This window comes from Streptomyces sp. NPDC050263 (assembly GCF_040655955.1).
Classification (GTDB): domain Bacteria; phylum Actinomycetota; class Actinomycetes; order Streptomycetales; family Streptomycetaceae; genus Streptomyces.
In genome coordinates this window covers 1-22,696 of record NZ_JBFAKW010000113.1, presented here as the reverse complement: position 1 = coordinate 22,696, position 22,696 = coordinate 1, and the positions used below count along the sequence as shown (strand labels likewise).

The window sequence follows — 22,696 nt, the reverse complement described above, 5'->3', positions numbered from 1 at the left end:
CATGCCGCCGAGTCGCAGCCCCGGCGTGCGTCGTACTGGCTGAGTCCTGGTTCGAGATGCGTTCCATGACCATCACCGTCGCCGCAGGGCGTCCGACCCACGTCCCCACAATGTCGCGTTCATGTCGCAGCTCGCCGCGATCGCGGGGGGATGCCGCTGCGGAAAGCAACAATGATCGGATGTCGGCGATTCTGCTCATCGAGGACGATCCCAGGGTCCGGCGCGGGCTCCAGCTCGCGCTGGGCCGGCACGGTCACGACGTGCTCACAGCGGACTCCGGCGAGGAAGGGCTGCGTCAGCTGGTCGAGTCCGGTCCCGATCTCGTGGTCCTCGATCTGATGCTGCCCGGAATGGACGGCTTCGAGGTGTGCCGCCGTATCCGGTCGTCGGGCGAGGTCCCGGTGATCATGCTGACCGCGCTTGGCGACGACTTCGACGTGGTCACCGGCCTGGCGGCCGGGGCGGACGACTACGTCATCAAACCGGTCCAGCCCACGGTGCTCGATGCCCGCATCCGCGCCGTGCTGCGCCGCAGCGGCGGTGTTGCGGACGGCGTGCGTACCTTCCGCGACCTGCGGATCGACACGGTCGGGCTGACGGTCCACCTGCGCGGCGCTCCGGTGCCGCTGTCCCCGACCGAACTGCGGCTGCTGCTGACGATCTCCCAGGCTCCGGGCCGGGTCTTCACCCGGCAGCAGCTGCTGGAGCAGGTGTGGGAGCACGACTACCTCGGGGACTCCCGGCTGGTCGACAACTGCGTCCAACGCCTGCGGGCGAAGATCGAGGAGAATCCCGCGGCTCCGGAGTACGTGCAGACCGTACGCGGATTCGGCTACCGGTACGGCCCGGCATGACGGGCCCGCGGTGGCTGCGTGGACTGCGTGCCCGGCTGCTCGTCGCGTTCGTGCTGGTGACGATGGTCGGTGCCGGCATGGCCGCGTGGTCCGGCGCCCGGTCGGCGAGCGAGGCGCTCGTCACCTCCAGCGAGCAGCGGTTCACCGAGACCGTCACCGGGCGGGTCGAAGCGGTCGCACCGGAGCTGACGTATCCACCGGACCGGGACGCACTCGACCGGCTGCGTGCGGCCGTCGGGCCCGACACCCTCGTGACCTACCGCAGCCTGCGGTCGGCCGACGGGCCCACAGCCGGTCTCGTGACCGCCGAAGTCCGCACCGCGGTCAACGCCGACGGCCGTCTGGTCACCCAGAGGATCAGGACCGACGGCCGGACGCGGCTGCTGGTCGGCATGCCCGTCCTCTTCACCGCCCAGGACGGAACGCGCACCCCCTCGGGAATCGAGGTGTATGCCGTGCGCGACCTCGACGGCATCGAACGACAGATCGACGACCTGACCGGTTCGGCCGCCCGGACCGCCGCGCTGGCGCTGCCGCTGGCGGCGCTGCTGGCACTGCTCGCCGCGCGCAGCGTGCTGCGGCCGGTACGCGAACTGCGCGACACCGCACGCAACTTGGCCAACGGCGACCTCGACGCCCGGTCGCCGCGGGTCGGCGCCGACGAGCTGGCCCAGTTGAGCGTGACCGTGAACGAGATGGCCGAGTCCTTGCAGCAGTCGATGAACACGATGGCACGCATGCAGGCGGACGCCAGGAGGTTCGCCGCCGACGTCTCCCATGAACTGCGCACACCGTTGAGCACCCTGACGGCCGTCGTGGAGGTGCTGGCGACCACGGCCGACCACCAACCGGATCCCGACGCTCAGGAGTCCGCGCAGCTGGCGATCGACGAGACCCACCGGCTCGTCCGTCTCGTCGAGGACCTGATGGAGGTCTCCCGCTTCGACGCCGGTACCGCGCGGCTGCGGATGGAGGACGTCGACCTTGCCGCCGCCGTGCATGACTGCCTGCGCGCGCGAGGCTGGCTCGGTCGGGTCGCCGTCGTGGCGCCCGAGCAGATCCACCTGCGCGTGGACCGGCGCCGGGTCGACGTCGTCATGGCGAACCTCGTCGGCAACGCCCTGCGGCACGGCGCCCCTCCGGTGCGGGTGCACCTCGCCACCCACTCCGGGCACGTCACAGCCACCGTCACCGACGCCGGCCCCGGGCTGCCCGCGGACGTTCTGCCGCACGTCTTCCATCGCTTCTACAAGGCCGACACCGCCCGCTCCCGCACGCCCGGCAGCGGGCTCGGGCTGGCCATCGCCCTGGAGAACGCCCGCCTGCACGGCGGCGACCTCACCGCCGGTCCGGCGGCCGAGGGCGGCGCGTGCTTCGTACTGACACTGCCCCGCGATCGGGAGGAGCCGTGAGACGGATCTGGTGGGTGCTGCTGTCCGTGCTGCTCACGGGCTGCGGCATCCAGCCCTCCGGGGTGGGTGAGGCGGGCGAGCCGCCGACCGGTGTCGCTCCCGGCGCAACGCTCTACTTCATCGGCGCCGACGGCGATCTCGAGCCGCAGCTGCGGCGGACCGGACGGCTGGGCACGGTCTCCGATGCGGTGTCGCTGCTGCTGAGCGGCCCGGGTGATTCGGGGTTGCGCACGCAGATCGCCCCGGTCGGGACAAGGCAGGTGGTGGTGACCACCACCTCCGTCATGATCCGGCTCATGGTGCCGTTGACCATCGACGAGGTGACGCCGCGCGGCGTCGACCAGATCGTGTGCACGGCGCTGGGGGTGCATGTGCAAAGCGGCCGGTCGAAGGAGACGAAGGTGCAGGTCCAGTTTGTCCAGCCCACGCCGGAGTCGGAGGAGAAGCGGACCTGCCCGCTGTTCAAGTGACTGCGCTGCTTTGTGACGCTGATGACGCAATGACGCAGAAATCCGCACCTCGGACACACACAGGCTCCGCACTCAACCCACGACACCAGAACCCACCGCAGGACACCTCACCCACCCCGCCACGGACATGAGGAGTCACCAGCCATGACCACCGAAGCCGACCGACCCGCGCGCTCTCCTGCGCGGCGGACTCCCAGACCGCTACCTCACCGCGGAAGACCTGGTCACCATGTTCAGCCTCCCGAGCGTCGAGACCGTCTATCAGCGGCGACGTGAGCGCATCGGCCCGGCCGGCTTCCGCGTCGGCCGCTGCCTCCGCTTCAACCCCGCCGCCGTACAGGCGTGGGAGGCCGAACGCACAGCCCGCGACGACGCGGCCTAAGGCCTCCGCACCCCACACCACCCAACTTCCCGGGGCGGGCCACGCCGTGGCCCGCCCCGCCCCATGCCCGGAAGGGACCACGCCCCACATGGCAGGCCACATCCAAGACCGCTGGTTCAAGACCGAGACCGGCGCCGACGGCAAGACCGTCCGCGTCAAGAGCGATCGGCACGGCAAGGGCATGCGCCGGGACTGACGCTGCGGGTGTACGCCCACCTGATGCCCGACAGCCGCGAGCGCGCCCGTCGTGCCGTCGACTCGGTGTTTCAGCACCTCTCCCAGGAAGATCACGGCCCACAGACGGCCCAGTGAGGCACGGAAGGCCCCTGACCTGCCCCTCTGCGCAGGTCAGGGGCCGTTTCCCCGAGAGAACCCTCTGAAGTTCCTCAACTCTGCTTTGGCGGTCGAGACGGGCGGGCATCCCCCGTTCACGTGGGGCCGACGCACCACGCGAGGCGCCCACGGGGGGTCGCTTCGGGGGACACGGAAGGAGGGTGACGCCATGATCTTCGGCATCATCCTGGCGGTGATCGGAATCCTGTTCGTGGCGGCCTTGTTCACGAACGCCCGCAGGCGCAGCGCCACGAGCTCCTACCGAGGCGGCCGCTCGCGCGGCAGCTCCGGGAGCTCCGGCGGGGCCGGTGCGGGCGCGACCGGCAGCGACGGCGGCAGCTGGTGGGCCGGCGGGGGCGACGGCGACTCCGGCGGCGGGCACGGCGGAGGCCACTCCTGCGGCGGTGGGTCGTCCTGCGGCGGAGGCGGCGGATGCGGTGGAGGCAGCTGACACGGGGCAGCTGAGCTCCCGCGGGGGGAGCCGCATCCGGACCGCGGGGCCCGACCGACCACGGGCTCCGCGGTCGCACCATGCACGAGGTATATGCATGTGGCGGGCGCGCAGGGGGCGTGCCGGCCCGCCCGGCGCACGCCGTGGTTGAACAGTTGAGCTGTGGAGCCCCCCGAGGGATGGAAACCCCACGAAGTTGGGTAAAAACGCTGTGGCGGCACCACAGTTCATGATTCCCTCTAAAACACCAACGCAGCCCCTCGGACCCCTTCGGACGTCCCGAGCGGACGGACCTTCACAGACCGGGCTGACCGGGGCCGTTTCCCCGGTGTCGACCGGGGTGCGCCGTACCTACCCTCTTTTCTTTGCTTCTCCGCGGAGCCGACCCATGCTCACGACCCTGAACACCTCCTACACCGATACGCGCGCGGCCGATCTCGCCTGGGCACTGGGGCGCGAACCGCTGCCCGCCCTCGCCACCCTCGACCTCGAACTGTCCGGTGCCAAACTGCAGTTGAGACTGCTCGGCGCATCGCACCAGGTGCTGCTGGAGGAGGAGCAGGGCTGTTGTTCGGAGACGGTGGCCTGCATCCCCGGCAGCAGTACCCCCCTCCCGCTGGGCGTCGCCAAGCGGGTCGGCGACTGGGAGTACGAGTTCGCCGCGCGCGTCGAAGTGCTCTCGCCGGGCCAGTTCGCGGGCCGCGCGCAGGAACTCCTGGCCCTCGTCTCCGAGCATCCGCACGGCCTCGCCGGCGTCTTCCCGGGCAGCCCGCACGCCTTCACCGCCCTGCTCGCCCACCACCACGAGGGCCAGGTGCACTGGCGCACCTGGCACGCCTACCCCCAGGACGGCCAGTTGGTGGCGACCAGAACCCGGGTCGGCGTGCGCGCGCGAACCAGCGCGGAGTCAAGGGTTTGAGGCCCAGGTTCCACACGTGTGGGTGACGAAGCGTGTGACGGCCGTGACGTAACGTCGCAGTCGTGATGGAACCGTACGCGCCAGCCCCGCCCGGTGTCCGGCCGGACGGGGCGCCGCCCTGGCGCGGGCCCGCGCGGCTTCCCGTCCGGCCGGACACCGGGCGCCTCCTGGTCCTCGCGTGCGTGTTCGTCTGCGCGGCCTGCGGTCTCGTCTACGAACTGGAACTCGTCGCCCTCGCCTCCTATTTGATGGGCGACTCCGTCACCCAGGCCTCCGTCGTGCTGTCCGTGATGGTCTTCGCGATGGGCATCGGCTCCCTCGCCGCCAAACGGCTGCGCCGGTTCGCCGCGGCCGGCTTCGGCGCCCTGGAGGCGACCCTCGCCCTGGTAGGCGGCTGCAGCGCCATGGCGCTCTACGCGATGTTCGCCTGGACGGGCGACTGGGGCGGCCTGTGGGCGGGCGGCTCCCGCTTCCTCCTCGTCGGGTTCTCGCTCGCCATCGGCCTGCTCATCGGCGCCGAGGTCCCCCTCCTCATGGAGCTCATCCAGCGCATCCGCCGCCAGGACGCGGGCGGCGCGGTGGCCGACCTCTTCGCCGCGGACTACGTGGGCGCGCTGGTGGGCGGCCTCGCCTTCCCCTTCCTGCTGCTGCCGTTCCTGGGCCAGCTGACCAGCTCCCTGCTGACCGGCGCGGTCAACGTGGTGGCCGGGGCCGCCCTGGTGCTGGGCCTCTTCCGCCGCGACCTCACCTGCCGGGCCCGCTGCCTCCTGCTGGTCGCCAACCTCGCCGTCCTCGGCGTCCTCGCCTCCGCCGCCGTCCTCGTCGACGACTTCGAACGGGCCGCGCGCCAGGCGGTGTACGGCGACGACGTGCGGGTGGCGGTGCGGACCGGCGTTCAGGAGATCGTCCTCACCGGCGGCGCCGACGGCCGCCCCCTCGACCTCTACCTCGACGGCCGCCTCCGGGTCGGCGGCCGTGACGAACGGCGCTACCACGAGGCCCTCGTCCACCCCGCGATGAACGGCCCGCACGCGCGCGTGCTGATCCTCGGCGGCGGCGACGGCCTGGCCGCCCGCGAGGTCCTCACCCACCCCGACGTCCGCCGCGTCGACATCGTCGAACTCGACCCCGGCCTGGTCCGGCTGGCCCGCACCGACCCGGCCCTGTCCCGCCTCAACGAGCACGTCTACGGCGACCGAAGCGTCCGCGTCGCCACCGAGGACGCCTTCCACTGGCTGCGCCGGGCGCCCGCGGCCACCTACGACGTGGTCGTCGCCGACCTGCCCGACCCCGGCATCACGGCGAGCACGAAGCTCTACTCCGAGGAGTTCTACGGCCTCGCCCGGCGCGCCCTCGCCCCCGGCGGCCGCCTCGTCGTGCACGCCGGCCCGGTCGCGACCCGGCCGCGCGTGTTCTGGACGGTCGAGGCGACGCTGCGCGCGGCGGGCCTGCACACCGCCCCCTACCGCGTGGACGGCCGCGAGACCGGCTTCGCCGCGGGCCCCGACCGCACCGCCGACGCCGCCCGCGCGCCCCGCGACTGGGGCTTCGTCCTGGCCACCGCCGACACCCGCCCCCTCCTGAGCCTCGACCACCACCGACACCCGCCGCGCACCCTGACCCAGGCGGCCCTGGCGGCGGACGCCCGGGCGGCGGAGGAGACCCGGGTGACCGGAGTCAGTCCCTCCACGTTGGTGCATCCGCGGTACTGAGGCGGTACTGAGGCGGTACTCAGCCGGTACCGAGGCGGTACCGAGGACGTGTTGACGCGTACCACCGGGCGGCGGCCGAGGTACCCGAATCCCGGTTTCGGCAGGTGCTTTCCGGCCCTTGCTGGGTAGGCTCCGCACTCATGGAGCAAGAGGTGTTCGTTCCGGTTCCGGCCGAGCGGCTGAGGGCGGCCCTCGCCGACCCCGCGCAGGTGGCCCGGGCGGTCCCCGGCCTCCAGCAGGACGCCGGCACCGAGCCCGTCGCCGGGCGGCTGAAGGTGCGGATCGGCGGCCACACCATCACCTACCGGGGCGCGGTCCGCGTCTCGCCGCGCGAGGACGGCACGTACGCCGTGGCGGGCGACGCGACCGAGGTCCGCGGCAGCGGCTCGGTGAAACTGGCCCTCGCCCTGCGGCTGCGCGAGGCCGACTCCGGCACGACCCTCCACTTCGAAGGGACGGCGACGGCGGACGGCCGGGTCGCGGAGCTGCCCCCGGAGGCGGTCGGCTCGGCGATCGCCCGGCTGCTGAACCGCTTCGCGGCCAACCTGGGAACGGGCGCCGCACAGGACACGGCCGAAGAGCCCGACGAGACCGACGAGACCGACAAGGTCGATGACGCCGGCCGGGGCGACGCGGTCGACGGCGTCGACGAGCCCGCCGCCCCCGAGAGCATCCCCGAGGACACCCCCGAGAGCGTCCCCGAGACCGTCTTCGAGGACCTCACCGGCCCCTCCCAGCCGCCCGCCGAGGCCGCGCACGCGCGCCGCACGATGATCGGGCGCAGCGCGGAGGAGGTGGACCACGCTCCACCGCGCGGCCGCTACGCGCCCGTCCCGGCCCCGCAGACCGTCGTGCCGAACAGCACGCTGCGCTGGGCGGCCCCGGCGGCCGCGCTGGTCGTCGCGTCGGCCATCGTGGTCGGCAGGGCGCTGCGCCGACGCGGCTAGGACGGCCCCGCAGCGCAGGTGCGGCGGCCTTGCCCTGACGGCCCCAGTAGGGTCGTCCCGTGAGTGACGAAGACATCACGCTGACCGCGGGTGACGCGGAGGTGACCGTGCAGCCGGGCAACGGCGGCCGGGTGGGTGGGCTGCGTGTCGGCGGCCTCGAACTGCTGCGCCAGGGCGAGCGGTTCGGCTGTTTCCCGATGGTCCCCTGGTGCGGGCGGATCCGCGACGGCCGGTTCCGGGACGGCGGGGCCGTCCACCAGATGCCGCTCAACGCCGCGCCGAACGCCATCCACGGCACCGCCCGCGACGGCGCCTGGAAGGTCGCGCGGCACACGGCGGACGACGTCGTGCTGACGTACGAACTGGTGGAGCCGTGGCCCTACGCCGGCCGCGTCACCCAGGAGATCGCGCTGACCGAGGACGCCCTGACGATCGGTATGGCCGTCGAGACGTGGGACTCCTCCTTCCCGGCGCAGCTCGGCTGGCACCCCTGGTTCAACCGCAACCTGGGCGGAAAGGACGGCCAGGACGTGGCGGTCGCCTTCGACCCCGCCTGGCAGGAGGAGCGCGGCGACGACCATCTGCCGACCGGCAACCGCGTCGCGCCGCAGCCCGGCCCCTGGGACGACTGCTTCGGCATGCCCGGCGGCGTCGACGTGACCCTCACCTGGCCCGGGCAGCTGGCGCTGAGGGTGACCAGCCCCGAGGAGTGGGTCGTCGTCTACGACGAGCAGGAGGCGGCCGTGTGCGTGGAGCCGCAGACCGGCCCGCCCGACGGGCTGAACACCCTCCCGCGCCTGGTCACGATGCTGGAGCCGCTGGAGGCCACCACGACCTGGTCCTGGACCCGCCTCTAAGCTGAGGGGCATGACGGACGTGGATGCACGCGGCGCGCTGCTGCGACAGATCAAGGACAAGGCCGTGGTGCACGGCAAGGTGACCCTGTCGTCGGGTCTGGAGGCGGACTACTACGTCGACCTCCGCCGCGTCACCCTCGACGGGGAGGCCGCGCCGCTGGTCGGGCAGGTGCTGCTCGACCTGACCGACGGTCTGGAGTTCGACGCCGTCGGCGGGCTGACGATGGGCGCCGACCCGGTCGCCGGGGCCATGCTGCACGCGGCCGCCGCGCGCGGACGGAAGCTGGACGCCTTCGTCGTGCGGAAGGCGGCGAAGGCGCACGGGCTCCAGCGCCGGGTCGAGGGTCCGGAGATCGCGGGCCGGCGCGTGCTGGTCGTCGAGGACACCTCCACCACCGGCGGCTCGCCGCTGGCCGCCGTGGAGGCCGTGCGCGAGGCGGGCGCCGAGGTGGTGGCCGTGGCGACCATCGTGGACCGGGCCACCGGCGCCGACGAGAAGATCCGCGAGGGCGCGGGGGTGCCCTACCTGTTCGCCTTCTCCAAGGACGAGCTCGGTCTGGACTGAGCCCGGATCCGGGTGAGGCGTGGACAGGTCGTGGACCATTCGCGCAGGTCTGGAAAGATGGGGGCGACGATGACGTCGCACCCCAAGGTCTAGGTCAGGGCCGTAGTACGCCAGTACGCAGATCGCCAACCCGCACATACCAAGGAGCGGACAGATGCCCATCGCAACCCCCGAGGTCTACAACGAGATGCTCGACCGGGCGAAGGCAGGCAAGTTCGCCTACCCGGCCATCAACGTGACCTCGTCCCAGACCCTGCACGCGGCTCTGCGCGGCTTCGCGGAGGCGGAGAGCGACGGCATCATCCAGGTCACCACGGGTGGCGCGGAGTTCGCGGGCGGCCAGTACAGCAAGGACATGGTGTCGGGCGCCCTGGCCCTCGCCGAGTTCGCGCACATCGTCGCCGAGAAGTACCCGGTCACCGTCGCCCTGCACACGGACCACTGCCCCAAGGACAAGCTCGACGGGTTCGTCCGCCCGCTGCTCGCGATCTCCGAGGAGCGCGTGAAGGCCGGCCGCAACCCGCTGTTCCAGTCGCACATGTGGGACGGCTCGGCCGAGACCCTCGCCGACAACCTCTCCGTCGCGCAGGAGCTGCTCGCCCGCACCGCCGCCGCGAAGATCATCCTCGAGGTGGAGATCACCCCCACCGGCGGTGAGGAGGACGGCGTCTCGCACGAGATCAACGACTCCCTGTACACGACGGTCGACGACGCGGTGCGCACCGTCGAGGCGCTGGGCCTGGGCGACAAGGGCCGCTACCTGCTGGCCGCGTCCTTCGGCAACGTCCACGGCGTGTACAAGCCGGGCAACGTCGTGCTCCGCCCCGACCTGCTCAAGGAGCTGAACGAGGGCATCGCCGCGAAGTACGGCAAGCCGGCCGGCTCCCAGCCGTTCGACTTCGTCTTCCACGGCGGCTCCGGCTCCACCCCGGAGGAGATCGCGATCGCGCTGGAGAACGGCGTCGTCAAGATGAACATCGACACGGACACGCAGTACGCCTTCACGCGTCCCGTCGCCGACCACATGTTCCGCAACTACGACGGCGTCCTGAAGGTCGACGGCGAGGTCGGCTCCAAGAAGACCTACGACCCGCGGACCTGGGGCAAGCTGGCCGAGGCGGGCATGGCCGCGCGGGTCACCGAGGCCACGCAGCACCTGCGCTCGGCGGGCCAGAAGATCAAGTAGTCCCGAGGCCGTCCTGTAGTCGCTGTCAGCCGCTGTGCGGTGAGCCCGGCGTCCGTCTGTCGACGGCGCCGGGCTCGCTGTATACCTGTGGGCATGGCGGACATCCGGATGGCCTCGGCCCAGGGCAGATGGATCCTGCTCACCACCGTGCTCGGGTCCAGCATGGCCCTGCTCGACTCGACGGTCGTCAACGTGGCGCTGCCGCGCATCGGCCGTGACCTGGACGCCGACCTGGCGGTGCTCCAGTGGACGGTCAACGCGTACATGCTGACGCTGGCCGGTCTGATCCTGCTGGGCGGTTCCCTCGGCGACCGCTACGGACGCCGCAAGGTCTTCGTGGTCGGCGTCGTGTGGTTCGCGGCCGCCTCCCTGCTGTGCGGGATCGCGCCGAACACCGGGGTGCTGATCGCGGCCCGCGCCCTCCAGGGCGTCGGGGGCGCGCTGCTGACCCCCGGCTCGCTGGCGCTGATCCAGGCCTCCTTCCACCCCGACGACCGGTCACGGGCCGTGGGTCTGTGGTCCGGCTTCGGCGGCATGGGCGCGGCGATCGGCCCCTTCCTCGGCGGCTGGCTGGTGGACGGGCCGGGCTGGCGCTGGGTGTTCCTGCTGAACGTGCCGCTGGCGGTGGTGTGCGTGCCGGTGGCGCTGCGGCACGTCCCGGAGTCGCGGGACAAGCTGACGCACGGCCGCTTCGACGTCCTGGGCGCGGTGCTGGGCGCGCTGGCGCTCGCGCTCGTCACATACGCCCTGATCGAGGCCCGGGAAGCGTCGGTCGTGGTGGTGCTGTCGGCCGTCGTGGGCGTCGCGGCGGGGGTGGCCTTCGTGATGGTGGAGCGGCGGCGGCCGGACCCCATGATGCCGCCGGGCATCTTCGCCTCCCGCCAGTTCACGGCCGTCAACCTGGTCACGCTGTGCGTGTACGCGGCCCTCGGCGGGTTCTTCTTCCTCGCCGCGCTCCAGCTCCAGGTCGTGTCCGGCTGGTCGGCGCTGGCCGCCGGCACGGCGCTGCTGCCGACGACCGTGCTGATGCTGCTGCTGTCCGCCCGCTCGGGCGAGCTGGCGGAGCACATCGGGCCGCGCATCCCGCTCACCGTCGGACCGCTGCTGTGCGCCGCCGGGATGCTGCTGATGATGAGGGTAGGGCCCGACACGTCCTACCTCGCCGACGTGCTGCCCGCCGTGCTGGTCCTCGGCTTCGGCCTGGTCACCCTGGTCGCCCCGCTGACCGCGACCGTCCTGGCCTCGGTGGACGTCGGCCGGGCCGGCCTGGCCAGCGGGATCAACAACGCGGCGGCGCGGGTGGCCGGCCTGGTCGCGGTGGCCGCGCTGCCCCTGCTCACCGGCATGGGCCCGGAGGCGTACCGCTCGGCGACCGCCTTCGACGACGCGTTTCGCCAGGCGATGGGCTGGTGCGCCGGGTTGCTGGTGGCCGGGGCCGCGGTGGCCTTCGCGACGGTCCGCCGCCCGGCGCCGGACTGCACCCACCCGGAGTGCCTGACGCACAGCAGCGTGCTGGCGCCCCCACTGGAGGGCGAACAGACCCGCAAGCGTCTCGGTTAGCGCGCGTGGAACGGCGGGCGGGGAGTGGAGCAGACTGGACCCATGTCCATTCACGAAAACCTCCTCGGGGGCCCGCCCCCGACCCACCTCCCCGACGACCCCGAGCCGCGCGAGCTCCTCGCGAGCGGCACCGCGCCCGCAGACGTCGCCGCGAAGTACCCGACGTCCTCCCTGGCCTGGGCCCAGCTCGCCGACGACGCGTTCGAGCGGGGCAGCGTGGTGGAGTCGTACGCCTACGCCCGTACGGGCTACCACCGCGGGCTGGACAGCCTGCGCCGGGGCGGCTGGAAGGGCCACGGCCCGGTGCCTTGGGAGCACGAGCCGAACCGCGGCTTCCTGCGCGCCCTGCACGGCCTCGCCCGCGCCGCGCAGGCGATCGGCGAGCAGGCCGAGTACGAGCGCTGCACGCAGTTCCTGAAGGACTCCTCGCCCACGGCCGCCCAGACCCTGGGCTGACCCCCCAGGAGTGGTGCGGGTGGCCCGTCCGGTCCTGGTGTGACCGGACGGGCCTTGCGTTTTCGGTGTCCGATTGCGCAGGATGCGGGTGGGGACCGGGGCCCCCGTGTCGGTAACGGCAGGGGCGGACCGCCACCCGGAGTACATAACAGGAGACAGCGATGTCCCAGCAGGCTCAGCCTCACCAGGCTTCGGAGCCCGAGACTCCGCATCTCGACTTCGCCGGCACGACGCCGTACGAGGACTACGTCAAGGCGGACGTGCTCACCCACCTCCAGCACACCCTCTCCGACGACCCCGGAGAGATGGTCTTCCTGGTCACGACCCAGGTCATGGAGTTGTGGTTCACCGTCATCGTGCACGAGTGGGAGACCGCCGCGCAGGCCCTGCGCGAGGACCGGGTCCCGGTGGCGATCGACGCGCTGAAGCGTTCCGTCCGCGAACTGGAGGCGCTCAACGCCTCCTGGAAGCCGCTCGGCCAGCTGACCCCCGGCCAGTTCAACTCCTACCGCTCCGCGCTCGGCGAGGGCTCCGGCTTCCAGTCGGCGATGTACCGGCGCATGGAGTTCCTGCTCGGCGAGAAGTCCGCGTCCATGCTGGTCCCGCACCGCGGCGCGCCCCGCGTCCACGCGGAGCTGGAGAAGGCGCTGCACGAGCCGAGCCTGTACGACGAGGTGCTGGGCCTGCTGGCCCGCCGCGGCCACCCGATCCCCGCCGCCGTCCTGGAGCGTGACGTCTCGCAGCGCCACGAGCCCTCGGAGGACGTCGAGGCGGTGTGGACGGCCGTGTACTCGGCGGACGAGTCCGACGACATCGCACGCCTCGGCGAGGCGTTGACGGACGTCGCCGAACTGGTCTGGCGATGGCGCAACGACCACCTCGTGGCCACCCGCCGCGCGATGGGCGCCAAGGCGGGCACGGGCGGCTCGGCCGGCGTGGCCTGGCTGGAGAAGCGCGCGCAGAAGAACGTCTTCCCCGAGCTGTGGACGGCGAGGTCCCATGTCTGACCTGGCTTTCAAGGCGGCCGCGGCCAAGGAGCTGGACGCCGCCGACGAACTCGCCGGCCTGCGCGCCCGGTTCGTGCTCGACGACGGCGTCTACCTCGACGGCAACTCGCTGGGCGCACTGCCCGCCGCCGTCCCCGACCAGGTCGCGGACGTCGTCCGCCGCCAGTGGGGCGAGCTGCGCATCCGTTCCTGGGACGAGAGCGGCTGGTGGACCGCCCCCGAGCGGATCGGCGACCGGATCGCCCCGCTGGTGGGCGCGGCGGCCGGCCAGATCGTGGTCGGCGACTCCACGAGCGTCAACGTCTTCAAGGCACTCGTGGGCGCGGTGCGCATCGCGCAGGACGGTGCCGGTGACGATGCCGGCGGCCGCGACGAGATCCTCGTCGACGCGACGACCTTCCCCACGGACGGCTACATCGCCCGGTCCGCGGCCCGGCTGACCGGCCACACGCTGCGCCCGGTGACGCCCGGCGAAGTGCCGGCCGCCCTGTCGGAGCGGACGGCCGCCGTCCTGCTCAACCACGTCGACTACCGCACCGGGCGGCTGCACGACCTGCCGTCGCTCACCGCCGCCGTGCACGCGGCGGGCGCGGTCTCCGTCTGGGACCTGTGCCACAGCGCGGGCGCCCTGCCGGTCGGCCTCGACGAGCACGGCGTCGACCTCGCGGTCGGCTGCACCTACAAGTACCTTAACGGCGGCCCGGGTTCACCGGCGTATCTGTATGTGCGCAAGGGCCTGCAGGACCGCTTCGACTCCCCGCTGCCCGGCTGGAACTCGCACGCCGAGCCTTTCGGCATGCGGGCGGAGTACGAGCCGGCGCGGGGCGCGCTGCGCGGACGGGTCGGCACCCCGGACATCCTGTCGATGCTCGCCCTGGAGGCGGCGCTCGAGGTCTGGGACGGCGTCCCGGTCGCGGCGGTGCGGGCGAAGTCGTTGGCCCTTACGGACTTCTTCCTGGAGTGCGTGGACGCGTACGTCCCCGAGGGGCGGGTCGAGTCGCTGACTCCGGTGCGTCACGAGGAGCGCGGCAGCCAGGTGGCGCTGCGCTGCTCCGCCATCGCCGGTGACGTCATGAAACGGCTGATCGAGCGCGGGATCGTCGGCGACCACCGCCGCCCGGACGTCCTCCGCTTCGGCTTCACTCCGCTGTACGTCGGGTTCGCGGACGTGGAACGGGCGGCACGGGTACTGGCGGAGGTGCTGGCGGAGGTGGCGTAGGGCCTGGCGGAGATGCCGGTGCCGGGCCCGGCGAGATGCCGACGAGATGCCGGCGCAGGCAGGTGGGGGCTGGTGCGGGGCTGGTGTGGGGCTGCCGGGTTCGCCCGGTAGTTCACCCAGCAGAACCGTTTTGTCCCTCACCGAGCGTGATATCCGCGTGTCCGCGCACGTCATGGGCCTGATACCGTCCCGGCCAACGGCCGAATTCTCTCCTGGTCCGCCAAATCCTCCCCCAGCGCCGAAAGCCTGGGAGGTACCCCCATCGCCGCTGAGAGGTTGGAGCATGCCGGACGACGTTGTCGCAGCCCGGGCCGTCGCCGAGGAGGAGTCGGCCTTCGGGCATCCGCCCGTCGACCCCGACGTCACCGCGGCGTACGGAGACCACCCCGACCAGGTGATCGACTTCTACGTTCCGCGAGTGGAGGTGGGCCCGGGCGGTCCCGTCCCGCTCGTCGTCGTGCTGCACGGCGGGGCCTGGCGGGCGCCGTACGACCGGCGGCACATCACGCCGTTCGCGGACTACCTGGCCGGGCGCGGGTTCGCCGTGGCCAACATGGAGTACCGGCGCGGCGCCGAGAGCCCGGTCCCGGAGGGGACATCCCCGATCGCGGGGCGCTGGCCCGGCACCTTCGACGACGTCGCCGCCGCCCTCGACGCGCTCCCCGCGCTCGTCCGGGAGGCCGTCCCGCAGGCCGACGCGCGCCGCATGGTCCTCGTCGGCCACTCGGCCGGCGGCCACCTCGCCCTGTGGGCGGCGGCCCGGCATGTACTGCCCGCCGACGCGCCCTGGCGCACCGGCGCTCCCGTCCCGCTGCGGGGCGTCGTCGCGCTCGCCCCGATCGCCGACTTCGCGGTCGCCGAGAAGCTGGACGTGTGCGGCGGAGCCGCCCGCCAACTCCTGGGCGGGGAAGCGCAGTTCGACGAGCGACGGCCGTACGCCGACCCCGCGCTCCTGCTGCCGACCGGCATCGCGACGACGCTGGTCCAGGGCCGCGGCGACCTGGTCGTCCCGCAGGCCGTCGCCGAGGCGTACGCGGACGCGGCGGCGAAGGCGGGCGAAGTGGTGGGCCTGACCCTCCTGGAGGACGTCGGCCACTTCCCGCTCATCGATCCGGCGGCGGACGCGTGCGCGGTGGTGGCGGAGGAGATCGCACAGCTGGCGTGGTGATGCTGGTCGGCGGGTGGCCCCCTGGCTGGCGTGGTGATGCTGGTCGGTGGGTGGCCCCCTGGCTGGCGTGGTGATGCTGGTCGGTGGGTGGCCTGTTGGTCGGTGTGGTGGGGCCTGTCGGTGGGTGGCCCCCTGGCTGGCGTCGTGAGGCCTGTCAATGGGTAGCCCCCTGCTGGGGGCCCGTGCCTCCCGTAGGTGTGCGGACCTGTCGTACCCGTAGTACCTGAGAGCTACGTCGGAGAACAGTTCCCAGGCGGGACGCGAACGACGAGCGCCGATCCGTAACTTCCAAGCCTGAAACGCCCGATGACCGGGCGGACGGGCGGGGGAGGGGCGGGATGGCGGAGCTTCGTTTTCGTGCACGGCGGCGTGGCGAAGGGGGAACGCCCCGGGCGCGGCGCTGGGTTCGCGCCCTGCTGGCCGTTCTCATCACCGCGGCCGTCGTCGTCCCCCTCACGGCGGCCGCGGCGAGCCCGCAGATCCCGGCCCCGGCCCCCGCCGCCCTCGCCCCGGTGACGGCGGCGACGCTGGAGGAGGCGTACGCCGCCAACCGGGCCAACGCCGAGCTGGCCTCCCGGATGGCCGCCGCGCACGGCGACCGCCACCGCGCCGCCGCCGACGAGGGGTTCGCGTCCCCGTCCCGCAACCTGCTCGCCTTCGACGGGCGTGGCCAAGGGCGCGCCACCGAGGTGTTCGGCGACCTCGCCCACGCCGACCGCGTCGCGATCCTGATACCGGGCTCCGACACCTCGCTGGACACGTACGCCCGCTTCCGGGCGGCAGCGGCCGCGCTGTACGAGCGACTTGAGGGGGAGCCGGGCGCACCGGGTGAGTCCGGTACCGGCGGGGAGTCCGGCACGGGCCAGGCGTCGGGTGTGCGGGCCAAGGCGTCCGGCACGGGCCAGGCGTCGGGTGTGCGGACGGCCGTCGTCGCGTGGCTCGGGTACACCACCCCGGCCACGGTCAGCACGACGGTGATCACGCCGGGCCGAGCCGACGAAGCGGCCCCCGAGCTGCGGGAGTTCCTGCGCGGGCTGCGCACCCTCACCGGCCCGGACACCCGCGTCTCCCTCCTCTGCCACTCGTACGGCACGGTCGTGTGCGGCCGGGCGGCCCCCGGCCTGGACGTCTCCGACCTCGTGCTGCTCGGCAGCCCGGGCACGGGCGTGGACTCCGCGGCCGGCCTGCACACCCGCGCGCGGGTCTGGGCGGCCCGGGGCGCCGACGACTGGGTGGCGGACGTCCCGCACGTCAGCGCGGACCTGTTCGGCACCACGGTCGGCCTGGGCGCCGACCCGATGTCCCCGTCGTTCGGCGCTCACGTCTTCGCGGCGGGCTCCGGCGGCCACAGCGACTACTTCAGGCCGGGCTCGGCCTCGCTGGCCAACATCGCCCGGATCGTCCTCGGCGAGACCTCGGAGGTCACCGGTGCGTGAGACACATCAGGTACGCCGACTGTCCGGGATACGGCGAGCCGCGGCCCGTATCGACGCAGCGACGCCTCCGCGCCGCGACCGCGCCGTCGACGCCCTGCGCGCGTTCGCGATCCTCGGCGTGGTGCTGGGCCACTGGCTGGTGACCGCCCTGGTCGCCGACGGCGGCACGCTGCGCGCCGCGAGCCCGCTCGGTCCGATGCCCTGGCTGGCGCCGGTCTCCTGGGTGTTCCAGACGCTCGCCGTGTTCTTCATGGTGGGCGGCCATGTGGCGACCTGGAGCCTCGCCTCGACCCGGGCGCGGGGCGGGACCTACGGGGCCTGGCTACGGGCGCGCCTGGCCCGGCTGTTCAAGCCGGTGTCGGCCGTCCTGGTCGTGTGGACGGTGGCCGTGCTGGGGCTGCTGCTCGGCGGCGCGTCCTTCGTCACCGTGCACACCGTCGTCAAACTGGCGCTGTCCCCGCTGTGGTTCCTGCTGGTCTTCGCCGCGCTGACGGCGGCGACCCCGTTGCTGGCCCGGCTCAACCCGCTGTGGCCACTGGCCGTCGTCCTCCACGTCGACGTCGTGCGCTTCGGCCTCGGCGGCCCGGAGTGGCTCGGCTGGGTGAACCTGGCGGCGGGCTGGCTGGTGCCGTACACCCTGGGCGCGGCCTGGACCCGAGGTGAGCTGGAGCGCCCGCGGGCGGGCTGGACGCTGTTGGTCGGCGGCACGGTGACGACAGCCGTGCTGGTCGGCTTCGCCGGCTACCCGGCGTCCATGGTGGGCGTGCCCGGCGCGGCGGTGTCCAACCTGTACCCGCCGACCCTGGCCGCCGTCACCTTCGGACTCGCCCAGTGCGGACTGGCGCTGCTGCTGCGCGACCCACTGCGCCGGGCCATGACCCGCCCTCTGCTCTGGGCAGGAGTGGCGCTGGTCAACCTCTCCGCGATGACCGTGTTCCTCTGGCACCAGACGGCGATGATGGCGACCACCGCCACGGGCCTCCTCGCGGGCCGGATGCCCGGCCTGCACACGGTTCCCGACGGGCTGGACTGGGTGGCGGCCAGGCTGCTGTGGCTGCCGGTCTTCGCGCTGGTGCTGGGGGTGTGCTGGGCGGCGTTCCACACCTACGAGCGGGGGCAGGGACAGCGGGCGCGGGGACGAGGGCCTCGCCGGGCCGACGGCCGGAGGTCGCGAGTGATCCGCGTCCACCACGGTTCCGGCCGACCGGAGACGAAGGCGGCCCGCAGTGCCTAGGGTTGGGCCCGTGACCGGCGAGAAGAGCTCCGCTGAGGCCAGCACCCCACTCGACGGCGCGGCGCCCGCCCCCGTAGGCGCGGCCCGCCGCAGACTCTTCGCCCGGGGACTTCGCTGGGCGCGGCTGCCGGGGTACGTGGTGGTGTGCTGGATCGCCCTCGGGATCGCCCTGGCCGGCTCGGAGCAGACGGGCCGCTACGCCCTGCCCACGGCGCTGACGACGCTGACCGGGTTCGCGCAGGGCGCGGCCGTCGTGCTCGCACTGTGGCGGCCGGTGCCCGCGTGGGCGTTGTCCCTGGCCGGCGTCGTCGTCGCCGCCGTGGCCGCGCGACCGATTCTCGTGGGTCACCCGGTGCCGGGACCCGACTGGCCGTGGAACGACGCCGAGATCTTCGCCCATGCCTTCGTGCTCCTGCTCCTGGCACTGCGCATGCGCCCCCGCGTGGCCGTCGGGGCGCTGGCCGCCACGGCATTGACGACCTGGGTGGTCCAGGGTGTCATCGGCGGGGCGACATACAACTCGACGGGCGTCACTGCCGTCGCCGTCTGCGGGGTCGTAGTCCTCGTGGGCACCGCCTTCCGCGGGCTCGGCGAGGCCCGCACCCAGCTCGTCGAACAGGAGACGATCACCGCGGAGGAACGCGCCCGCCGCACCCTGCTGGAGGAGCGCAACCGGATCGCCCGCGAGTTGCACGACGTGGTCGCCCACCACATGTCGGTGATCTCCATCCAGGCCCAGGTCGCCCCGCACCTGGTGGAGAACCCGTCCGAGGAACTCAAGGAGAACCTCGCCGGCATCCGGCAGAACGCCCTGGAGGCGCTCGCCGAACTGCGCCGGGTGCTCGGCGTGCTGCGCTCGGAGAACCCCGAGGACCCCTACGGCCTCGGCGCGGCCGGCGCCGGAGCCGCCCCGGACGCCCCGCAGCCCACGCTCGACCGACTCGACGCCCTGATGGAGAACACCCGTGCCGCGGGACTGGACGTGGTCGCCACGATCGAGGGCGAGGCGCCGGTGTACCCGCCGGGCGTGCAGTTGTCGGCGTACCGGATAGTCCAGGAGGCGCTGAGCAACGCCCTGCGGCACGCGCCGGGGTCGCGGGTGCGCGTCGAGGTCACCCATGACCCCCGGGGCCTGCACCTGGAGGTCACCAACTCCCGCCCGAGCGAACCCGTACGGCCGTCCCCGGGAGCGGGACACGGTCTGCTCGGCATGCGCGAGCGGGCGGTGATGCTGGGCGGCCACGTCAACGCGTACCCGACCCTGCACGGCGGCTTCGCGGTCATGGCGTTCCTGCCGAGGGACGGCACGGCACCACGCCCCGACGATTCCGACGACCTCGGAACGCCAGAAGGTCTCGAACTCATCTTCCCGGACGACCCGGATGCCCTGAACGACCTGGACAACCCGGATGATCCGGACGCCCCGGACGACTTCAGCGATTCGGACGACCCCGACGACCCGGACGACCCGAACCGTCCGCCCCCGACACTCGAAGGAAACCGATGACGACCGGCGGCACCATCCGCGTACTGATCGCCGACGACCAGCAGATGGTCCGGCAGGGCTTCACCGTGCTCCTCAACGCGCACCCCGGCATCGAGGTGATCGGGAACGCGGTGGACGGCCTGGACGCGATCGCGAAGGTCGCCGAACTCACCCCGGACGTCGTCCTGATGGACATCCGCATGCCCGAGCTCGGCGGCATCGACGCCACGCACCGCATCACCCTCGACCACCCCCACATCAAGGTGCTGGTGCTCACCACCTTCGACCTCGACGAGTACGTGTACGACGCACTGCGGGCCGGCGCGTCCGGGTTCCTGCTGAAGGACGCCTCCGCGGACCAACTGGCCGAGGCGGTCCGGGTGGTGGCGGCCGGCGACGCGCTGCTCGCCCCCGGCATCACCCGCAAGCTGATCGCCGAGTTCTCCCGGCTCGACGGCAAGCCCAGAGCTCCGCTGAAGGAGCAGGTCGGCGATCTCACGGAACGCGAGACGGAAGTGCTCACCCTGATCGCCCAGGGCCTGTCCAACACGGAGATCGCGAGCCACCTCTTCGTCGCCGAGCAGACCGTGAAGACGCACGTGGGCCGCATCCTGGTGAAACTGGGCCTGCGGGACCGCACTCAGGCGGCGGTGTTCGCCTACGAGTCGGGGCTGGTGAGACCGGCCGGGTACTGAGCGTCGGGGTACCGAGCGTCGGGGTACTGAGCGTCGGGGTACCGAGCGGTTCCGCTCCGGCGGACCCCCCGTCGAACCCGTAGTACTTGAGAGGGACGCGCAGGAACCCCCCTCACTGGTGACGACCGTGACCCCCGGCTGCGCCTACCGTTTTGAACGTGACCGAGACGATGCAGACGCACACCGCGCACCCGGACGACCCGGACGACTCCTTCGAGGCCTACCGGCCGCGCAGCCCGGAGTTCCGGGCGGCCGTGGAAGCCCTGCGCGGCCTGCGACGGGACCTGATCCACGACGCCTTCGCCTACCGCCCGCTGCCCCGCAGTGAGCCCACCGGCGTCGTCCTGGGCCGGTTGAAGGGCCGCCGACGGGAGTACGCGACCTGGTCCCGGCACGCGGTGGTCGGGGCGGGCGGCGTCCTGGCGATGATGATCGCCTCGGTCGACAACGACGGAGGGAGCCAGTCCGCCGTGCTCGGCCTGCTCGCCCTGGCACCGGTGCTGATGACGCTGGTGCGGCCGATCGGCGCGTTCTGGCTGTCCCTCGCCTCGACCACGGCGGTGGCCCTGGTCGGCTCGACCTACGGCAACTGGCCGTGGCTTCCGGGCAGTTTCGCCTCCCACCTCATGGTCCTGACGGTCGTGGCGATACGCACCCGCCCCCGCACGGCGGCGTGGATGTGGCTGCTGACGGCGACCTACGGCTTCGTCGCCGAGTCGGCCTTCGGCTGGAGCCACTACGCCACGAACATCGCGCCCATGCTCGTCTTCTCCGCGATCATCCTCCTCACCATCACGGTCTGGCACATCCGTCGGCAGGCCGAAGAGAAGGTGACGGCGCAGGAGACGGTGACCGCGCACGAGCGGTCCCGGCGCACCCTGCTCGAGGAGCGCACCACGATCGCCCGCGAACTGCACGACGTGGTCGCGCACCACATGTCGGTGGTCGCCATCCAGGCCGAGGCCGCCCCCTACCGGGTGGAGAACCCGCCGCCGGAGCTGGAGAAGGCCTTCGCGACCATCCGGGAGAACGCGGTGGCGGCCCTCACGGAGCTGCGCCGGGTCCTGGGCGTGGTCCGCGCCGAGGACTACGAGGTCCCGGACGCCCCGCAGCCCACGCTCGCCGAGCTGGACAGACTGCTCGCCAACGTGCGGGAGGCCGGCCTGGACGTGGAGAAGGGGGTCACCGGCGCGGTGCGCGAACTGCCGCAGGGCGTGGAGCTGTCGGCCTACCGAATAGTCCAGGAGGCGCTGAGCAACACGCTCCGCCACGCGCCCGGGGCGAGCGCACGGGTGGAGGTCGGATACGTCCTCGGCGGCCTGGGCCTGCGGATAGTCAACGGCGCCCCGCCCAACCCGACCCTGATCAAGCCCTCACCCGGCGCCGGCCATGGCATCACCGGAATGCGGGAGCGGGTCACGATGCTGAACGGCGAGATGACGGCGGAACCGACGCGGGAGGGAGGCTACGAGGTGACGGTGTTCCTGCCGGTCCCGATGGCGACCAAGCCCTCGCAGGGCTCGTCCGCTCCCGAGCCTGCTGCCGGTGAGGGTGGGGCATGACGATCAAGGTACTGATCGCCGACGACCAGATGATGGTGCGCGAGGGCTTCTCGGTCCTGCTGAACGCGATGCCGGGCATCGAGGTCGTGGGCGAGGCGGTCAACGGCCGGGAGGCGGTGGACAGGGTCCGCGAACTGGCTCCCGACGTCGTTCTGATGGACATCCGGATGCCCGAGCTGAACGGCATCGAGGCGACCAGGGAGATCGTGGCGGCGGACGGCACGGCGAAGGTGCTGGTGCTCACCACGTTCGACCTGGACGAATACGTCTACCAGGCGCTGCGCGCGGGAGCCTCGGGCTTCCTGCTGAAGGACGCCTCGGCCCGTCAACTGGCCGACGGGGTACGCGTGGTGGCGGCGGGCGAGGCCCTGTTGGCGCCCTCCGTCACGAAGCGGCTGATCACGGAGTTCGCCAAGCTCACGGACATCCCGGGCCTGTCCCGCACATCCGCCCAGGAGGCCTACGGCGACCTGACCGAGAGGGAGACGGAGGTACTGGTCCTGATCGCCCAGGGCCTGTCGAACGCGGAGATAGCCGAGCGGCTGGTGGTGGCGGAGTCGACCATCAAGACCCATGTGAGCAGGATCCTGGTGAAACTGGGCCTGCGGGACCGCACCCAGGCGGCGGTCTTCGCCTACGAGGCAAGACTGGTGACCCCGGGCTGATCCCGCCCGGCCGCCCGGCCGTCCGTCCGCCCGCCTGGCTGACCACCCGTCCCGGCCGCCTGCCCGCCCGGCCAGCCACCCACCCACCCACCCACCCACCCACCCACCCACCCACCCACC

General features: G+C 72.6%; 22 protein-coding genes. All 22 read left to right on the top strand.

Features of this window, described 5'->3' with window-relative positions:
- Nucleotides 1–179 precede the first annotated feature (179 nt).
- The 22 genes from AB0J04_RS35335 to AB0J04_RS35230 all read left to right on the top strand — a co-directional run bounded on the left by AB0J04_RS35335 (nt 180) and on the right by AB0J04_RS35230 (nt 22,576).
- On the top strand, nt 180–854 hold the full coding sequence (locus AB0J04_RS35335; RefSeq protein WP_363172697.1) for a response regulator transcription factor: 675 nt from the start codon (nt 180–182) through the stop codon (nt 852–854).
- On the top strand, nt 851–2,266 hold the full coding sequence (locus AB0J04_RS35330; RefSeq protein ID WP_363172696.1) for a HAMP domain-containing sensor histidine kinase: 1,416 nt from the start codon (nt 851–853) through the stop codon (nt 2,264–2,266). The genes AB0J04_RS35335 and AB0J04_RS35330 overlap by 4 nt, the downstream gene beginning before the upstream one ends.
- Nucleotides 2,267–2,280: 14 nt before the next feature.
- Nucleotides 2,281–2,736, top strand: coding sequence for a hypothetical protein (locus AB0J04_RS35325; RefSeq protein ID WP_363172695.1), 456 nt, complete (start codon nt 2,281–2,283; stop codon nt 2,734–2,736).
- Between the two features lie 178 nt (nt 2,737–2,914).
- Nucleotides 2,915–3,118, top strand: a complete 204-nt coding sequence (locus AB0J04_RS35320) for a DNA-binding protein (protein ID WP_363172705.1) — start codon at nt 2,915–2,917, stop codon at nt 3,116–3,118.
- 502 nt (nt 3,119–3,620) lie between these two features.
- Nucleotides 3,621–3,902, top strand: coding sequence for a hypothetical protein (locus tag AB0J04_RS35315; RefSeq protein WP_363172694.1), 282 nt, complete (start codon nt 3,621–3,623; stop codon nt 3,900–3,902).
- 388 nt (nt 3,903–4,290) lie between these two features.
- Nucleotides 4,291–4,821, top strand: coding sequence for a DUF2617 family protein (locus AB0J04_RS35310; protein ID WP_363172693.1), 531 nt, complete (start codon nt 4,291–4,293; stop codon nt 4,819–4,821).
- Nucleotides 4,822–4,883: 62 nt separating this feature from the next.
- The gene (locus tag AB0J04_RS35305) at nt 4,884–6,533 is read left to right on the top strand and encodes a polyamine aminopropyltransferase (RefSeq protein WP_363172692.1); all 1,650 of its coding nucleotides are present in this window, start codon (nt 4,884–4,886) and stop codon (nt 6,531–6,533) included.
- A 140-nt stretch (nt 6,534–6,673) separates the two neighbouring features.
- A complete protein-coding gene (locus tag AB0J04_RS35300) occupies nt 6,674–7,480 on the top strand; it encodes an SRPBCC domain-containing protein (RefSeq protein ID WP_363172691.1) in 807 nt (268 codons plus the stop codon).
- 59 nt (nt 7,481–7,539) lie between these two features.
- A complete protein-coding gene (locus tag AB0J04_RS35295) occupies nt 7,540–8,337 on the top strand; it encodes an aldose 1-epimerase (protein WP_363172690.1) in 798 nt (265 codons plus the stop codon).
- A 10-nt stretch (nt 8,338–8,347) separates the two neighbouring features.
- A complete protein-coding gene (pyrE, locus tag AB0J04_RS35290) occupies nt 8,348–8,902 on the top strand; it encodes an orotate phosphoribosyltransferase (RefSeq protein WP_363172689.1) in 555 nt (184 codons plus the stop codon).
- A gap of 154 nt (nt 8,903–9,056) precedes the next feature.
- Nucleotides 9,057–10,088, top strand: coding sequence for a class II fructose-bisphosphate aldolase (fbaA, locus tag AB0J04_RS35285; protein ID WP_363172688.1), 1,032 nt, complete (start codon nt 9,057–9,059; stop codon nt 10,086–10,088).
- 93 nt (nt 10,089–10,181) lie between these two features.
- Nucleotides 10,182–11,648 (top strand): MFS transporter, encoded by a 1,467-nt coding sequence (locus tag AB0J04_RS35280; RefSeq protein ID WP_363172687.1) that lies wholly within the window; start codon nt 10,182–10,184, stop codon nt 11,646–11,648.
- Between the two features lie 42 nt (nt 11,649–11,690).
- A complete protein-coding gene (locus AB0J04_RS35275; RefSeq protein ID WP_351910245.1) occupies nt 11,691–12,104 on the top strand; it encodes a DUF3151 domain-containing protein in 414 nt (137 codons plus the stop codon).
- Nucleotides 12,105–12,265: 161 nt separating this feature from the next.
- Nucleotides 12,266–13,111, top strand: a complete 846-nt coding sequence (locus AB0J04_RS35270; RefSeq protein ID WP_363172686.1) for a tryptophan 2,3-dioxygenase family protein — start codon at nt 12,266–12,268, stop codon at nt 13,109–13,111.
- Nucleotides 13,104–14,330, top strand: a complete 1,227-nt coding sequence (gene kynU, locus AB0J04_RS35265; protein ID WP_363172685.1) for a kynureninase — start codon at nt 13,104–13,106, stop codon at nt 14,328–14,330. The genes AB0J04_RS35270 and kynU overlap by 8 nt, the downstream gene beginning before the upstream one ends.
- A gap of 283 nt (nt 14,331–14,613) precedes the next feature.
- Nucleotides 14,614–15,498 carry an alpha/beta hydrolase gene (locus AB0J04_RS35260; RefSeq protein WP_363172684.1) on the top strand — a complete coding sequence of 295 codons (885 nt, stop codon included), beginning with the start codon at nt 14,614–14,616 and terminating at the stop codon, nt 15,496–15,498.
- Between the two features lie 338 nt (nt 15,499–15,836).
- Nucleotides 15,837–16,934, top strand: a complete 1,098-nt coding sequence (locus tag AB0J04_RS35255; RefSeq protein ID WP_363172683.1) for an alpha/beta hydrolase — start codon at nt 15,837–15,839, stop codon at nt 16,932–16,934.
- Nucleotides 16,927–18,168 carry an acyltransferase gene (locus AB0J04_RS35250; RefSeq protein ID WP_363172682.1) on the top strand — a complete coding sequence of 414 codons (1,242 nt, stop codon included), beginning with the start codon at nt 16,927–16,929 and terminating at the stop codon, nt 18,166–18,168. Before AB0J04_RS35255 ends, AB0J04_RS35250 begins: the two co-directional genes overlap by 8 nt.
- 10 nt (nt 18,169–18,178) lie before the next feature.
- Entirely contained in the window at nt 18,179–19,675 is a 1,497-nt protein-coding gene (locus tag AB0J04_RS35245) for a sensor histidine kinase (RefSeq protein ID WP_363172681.1), read from the top strand.
- Nucleotides 19,672–20,349, top strand: a complete 678-nt coding sequence (locus AB0J04_RS35240) for a response regulator transcription factor (protein ID WP_363172680.1) — start codon at nt 19,672–19,674, stop codon at nt 20,347–20,349. Before AB0J04_RS35245 ends, AB0J04_RS35240 begins: the two co-directional genes overlap by 4 nt.
- A 170-nt stretch (nt 20,350–20,519) precedes the next feature.
- Nucleotides 20,520–21,911, top strand: a complete 1,392-nt coding sequence (locus tag AB0J04_RS35235; RefSeq protein ID WP_363172704.1) for a histidine kinase — start codon at nt 20,520–20,522, stop codon at nt 21,909–21,911.
- Nucleotides 21,908–22,576 (top strand): response regulator transcription factor, encoded by a 669-nt coding sequence (locus tag AB0J04_RS35230; protein WP_363172679.1) that lies wholly within the window; start codon nt 21,908–21,910, stop codon nt 22,574–22,576. Before AB0J04_RS35235 ends, AB0J04_RS35230 begins: the two co-directional genes overlap by 4 nt.
- The last annotated feature ends 120 nt before the right edge of the window (nt 22,577–22,696 follow it).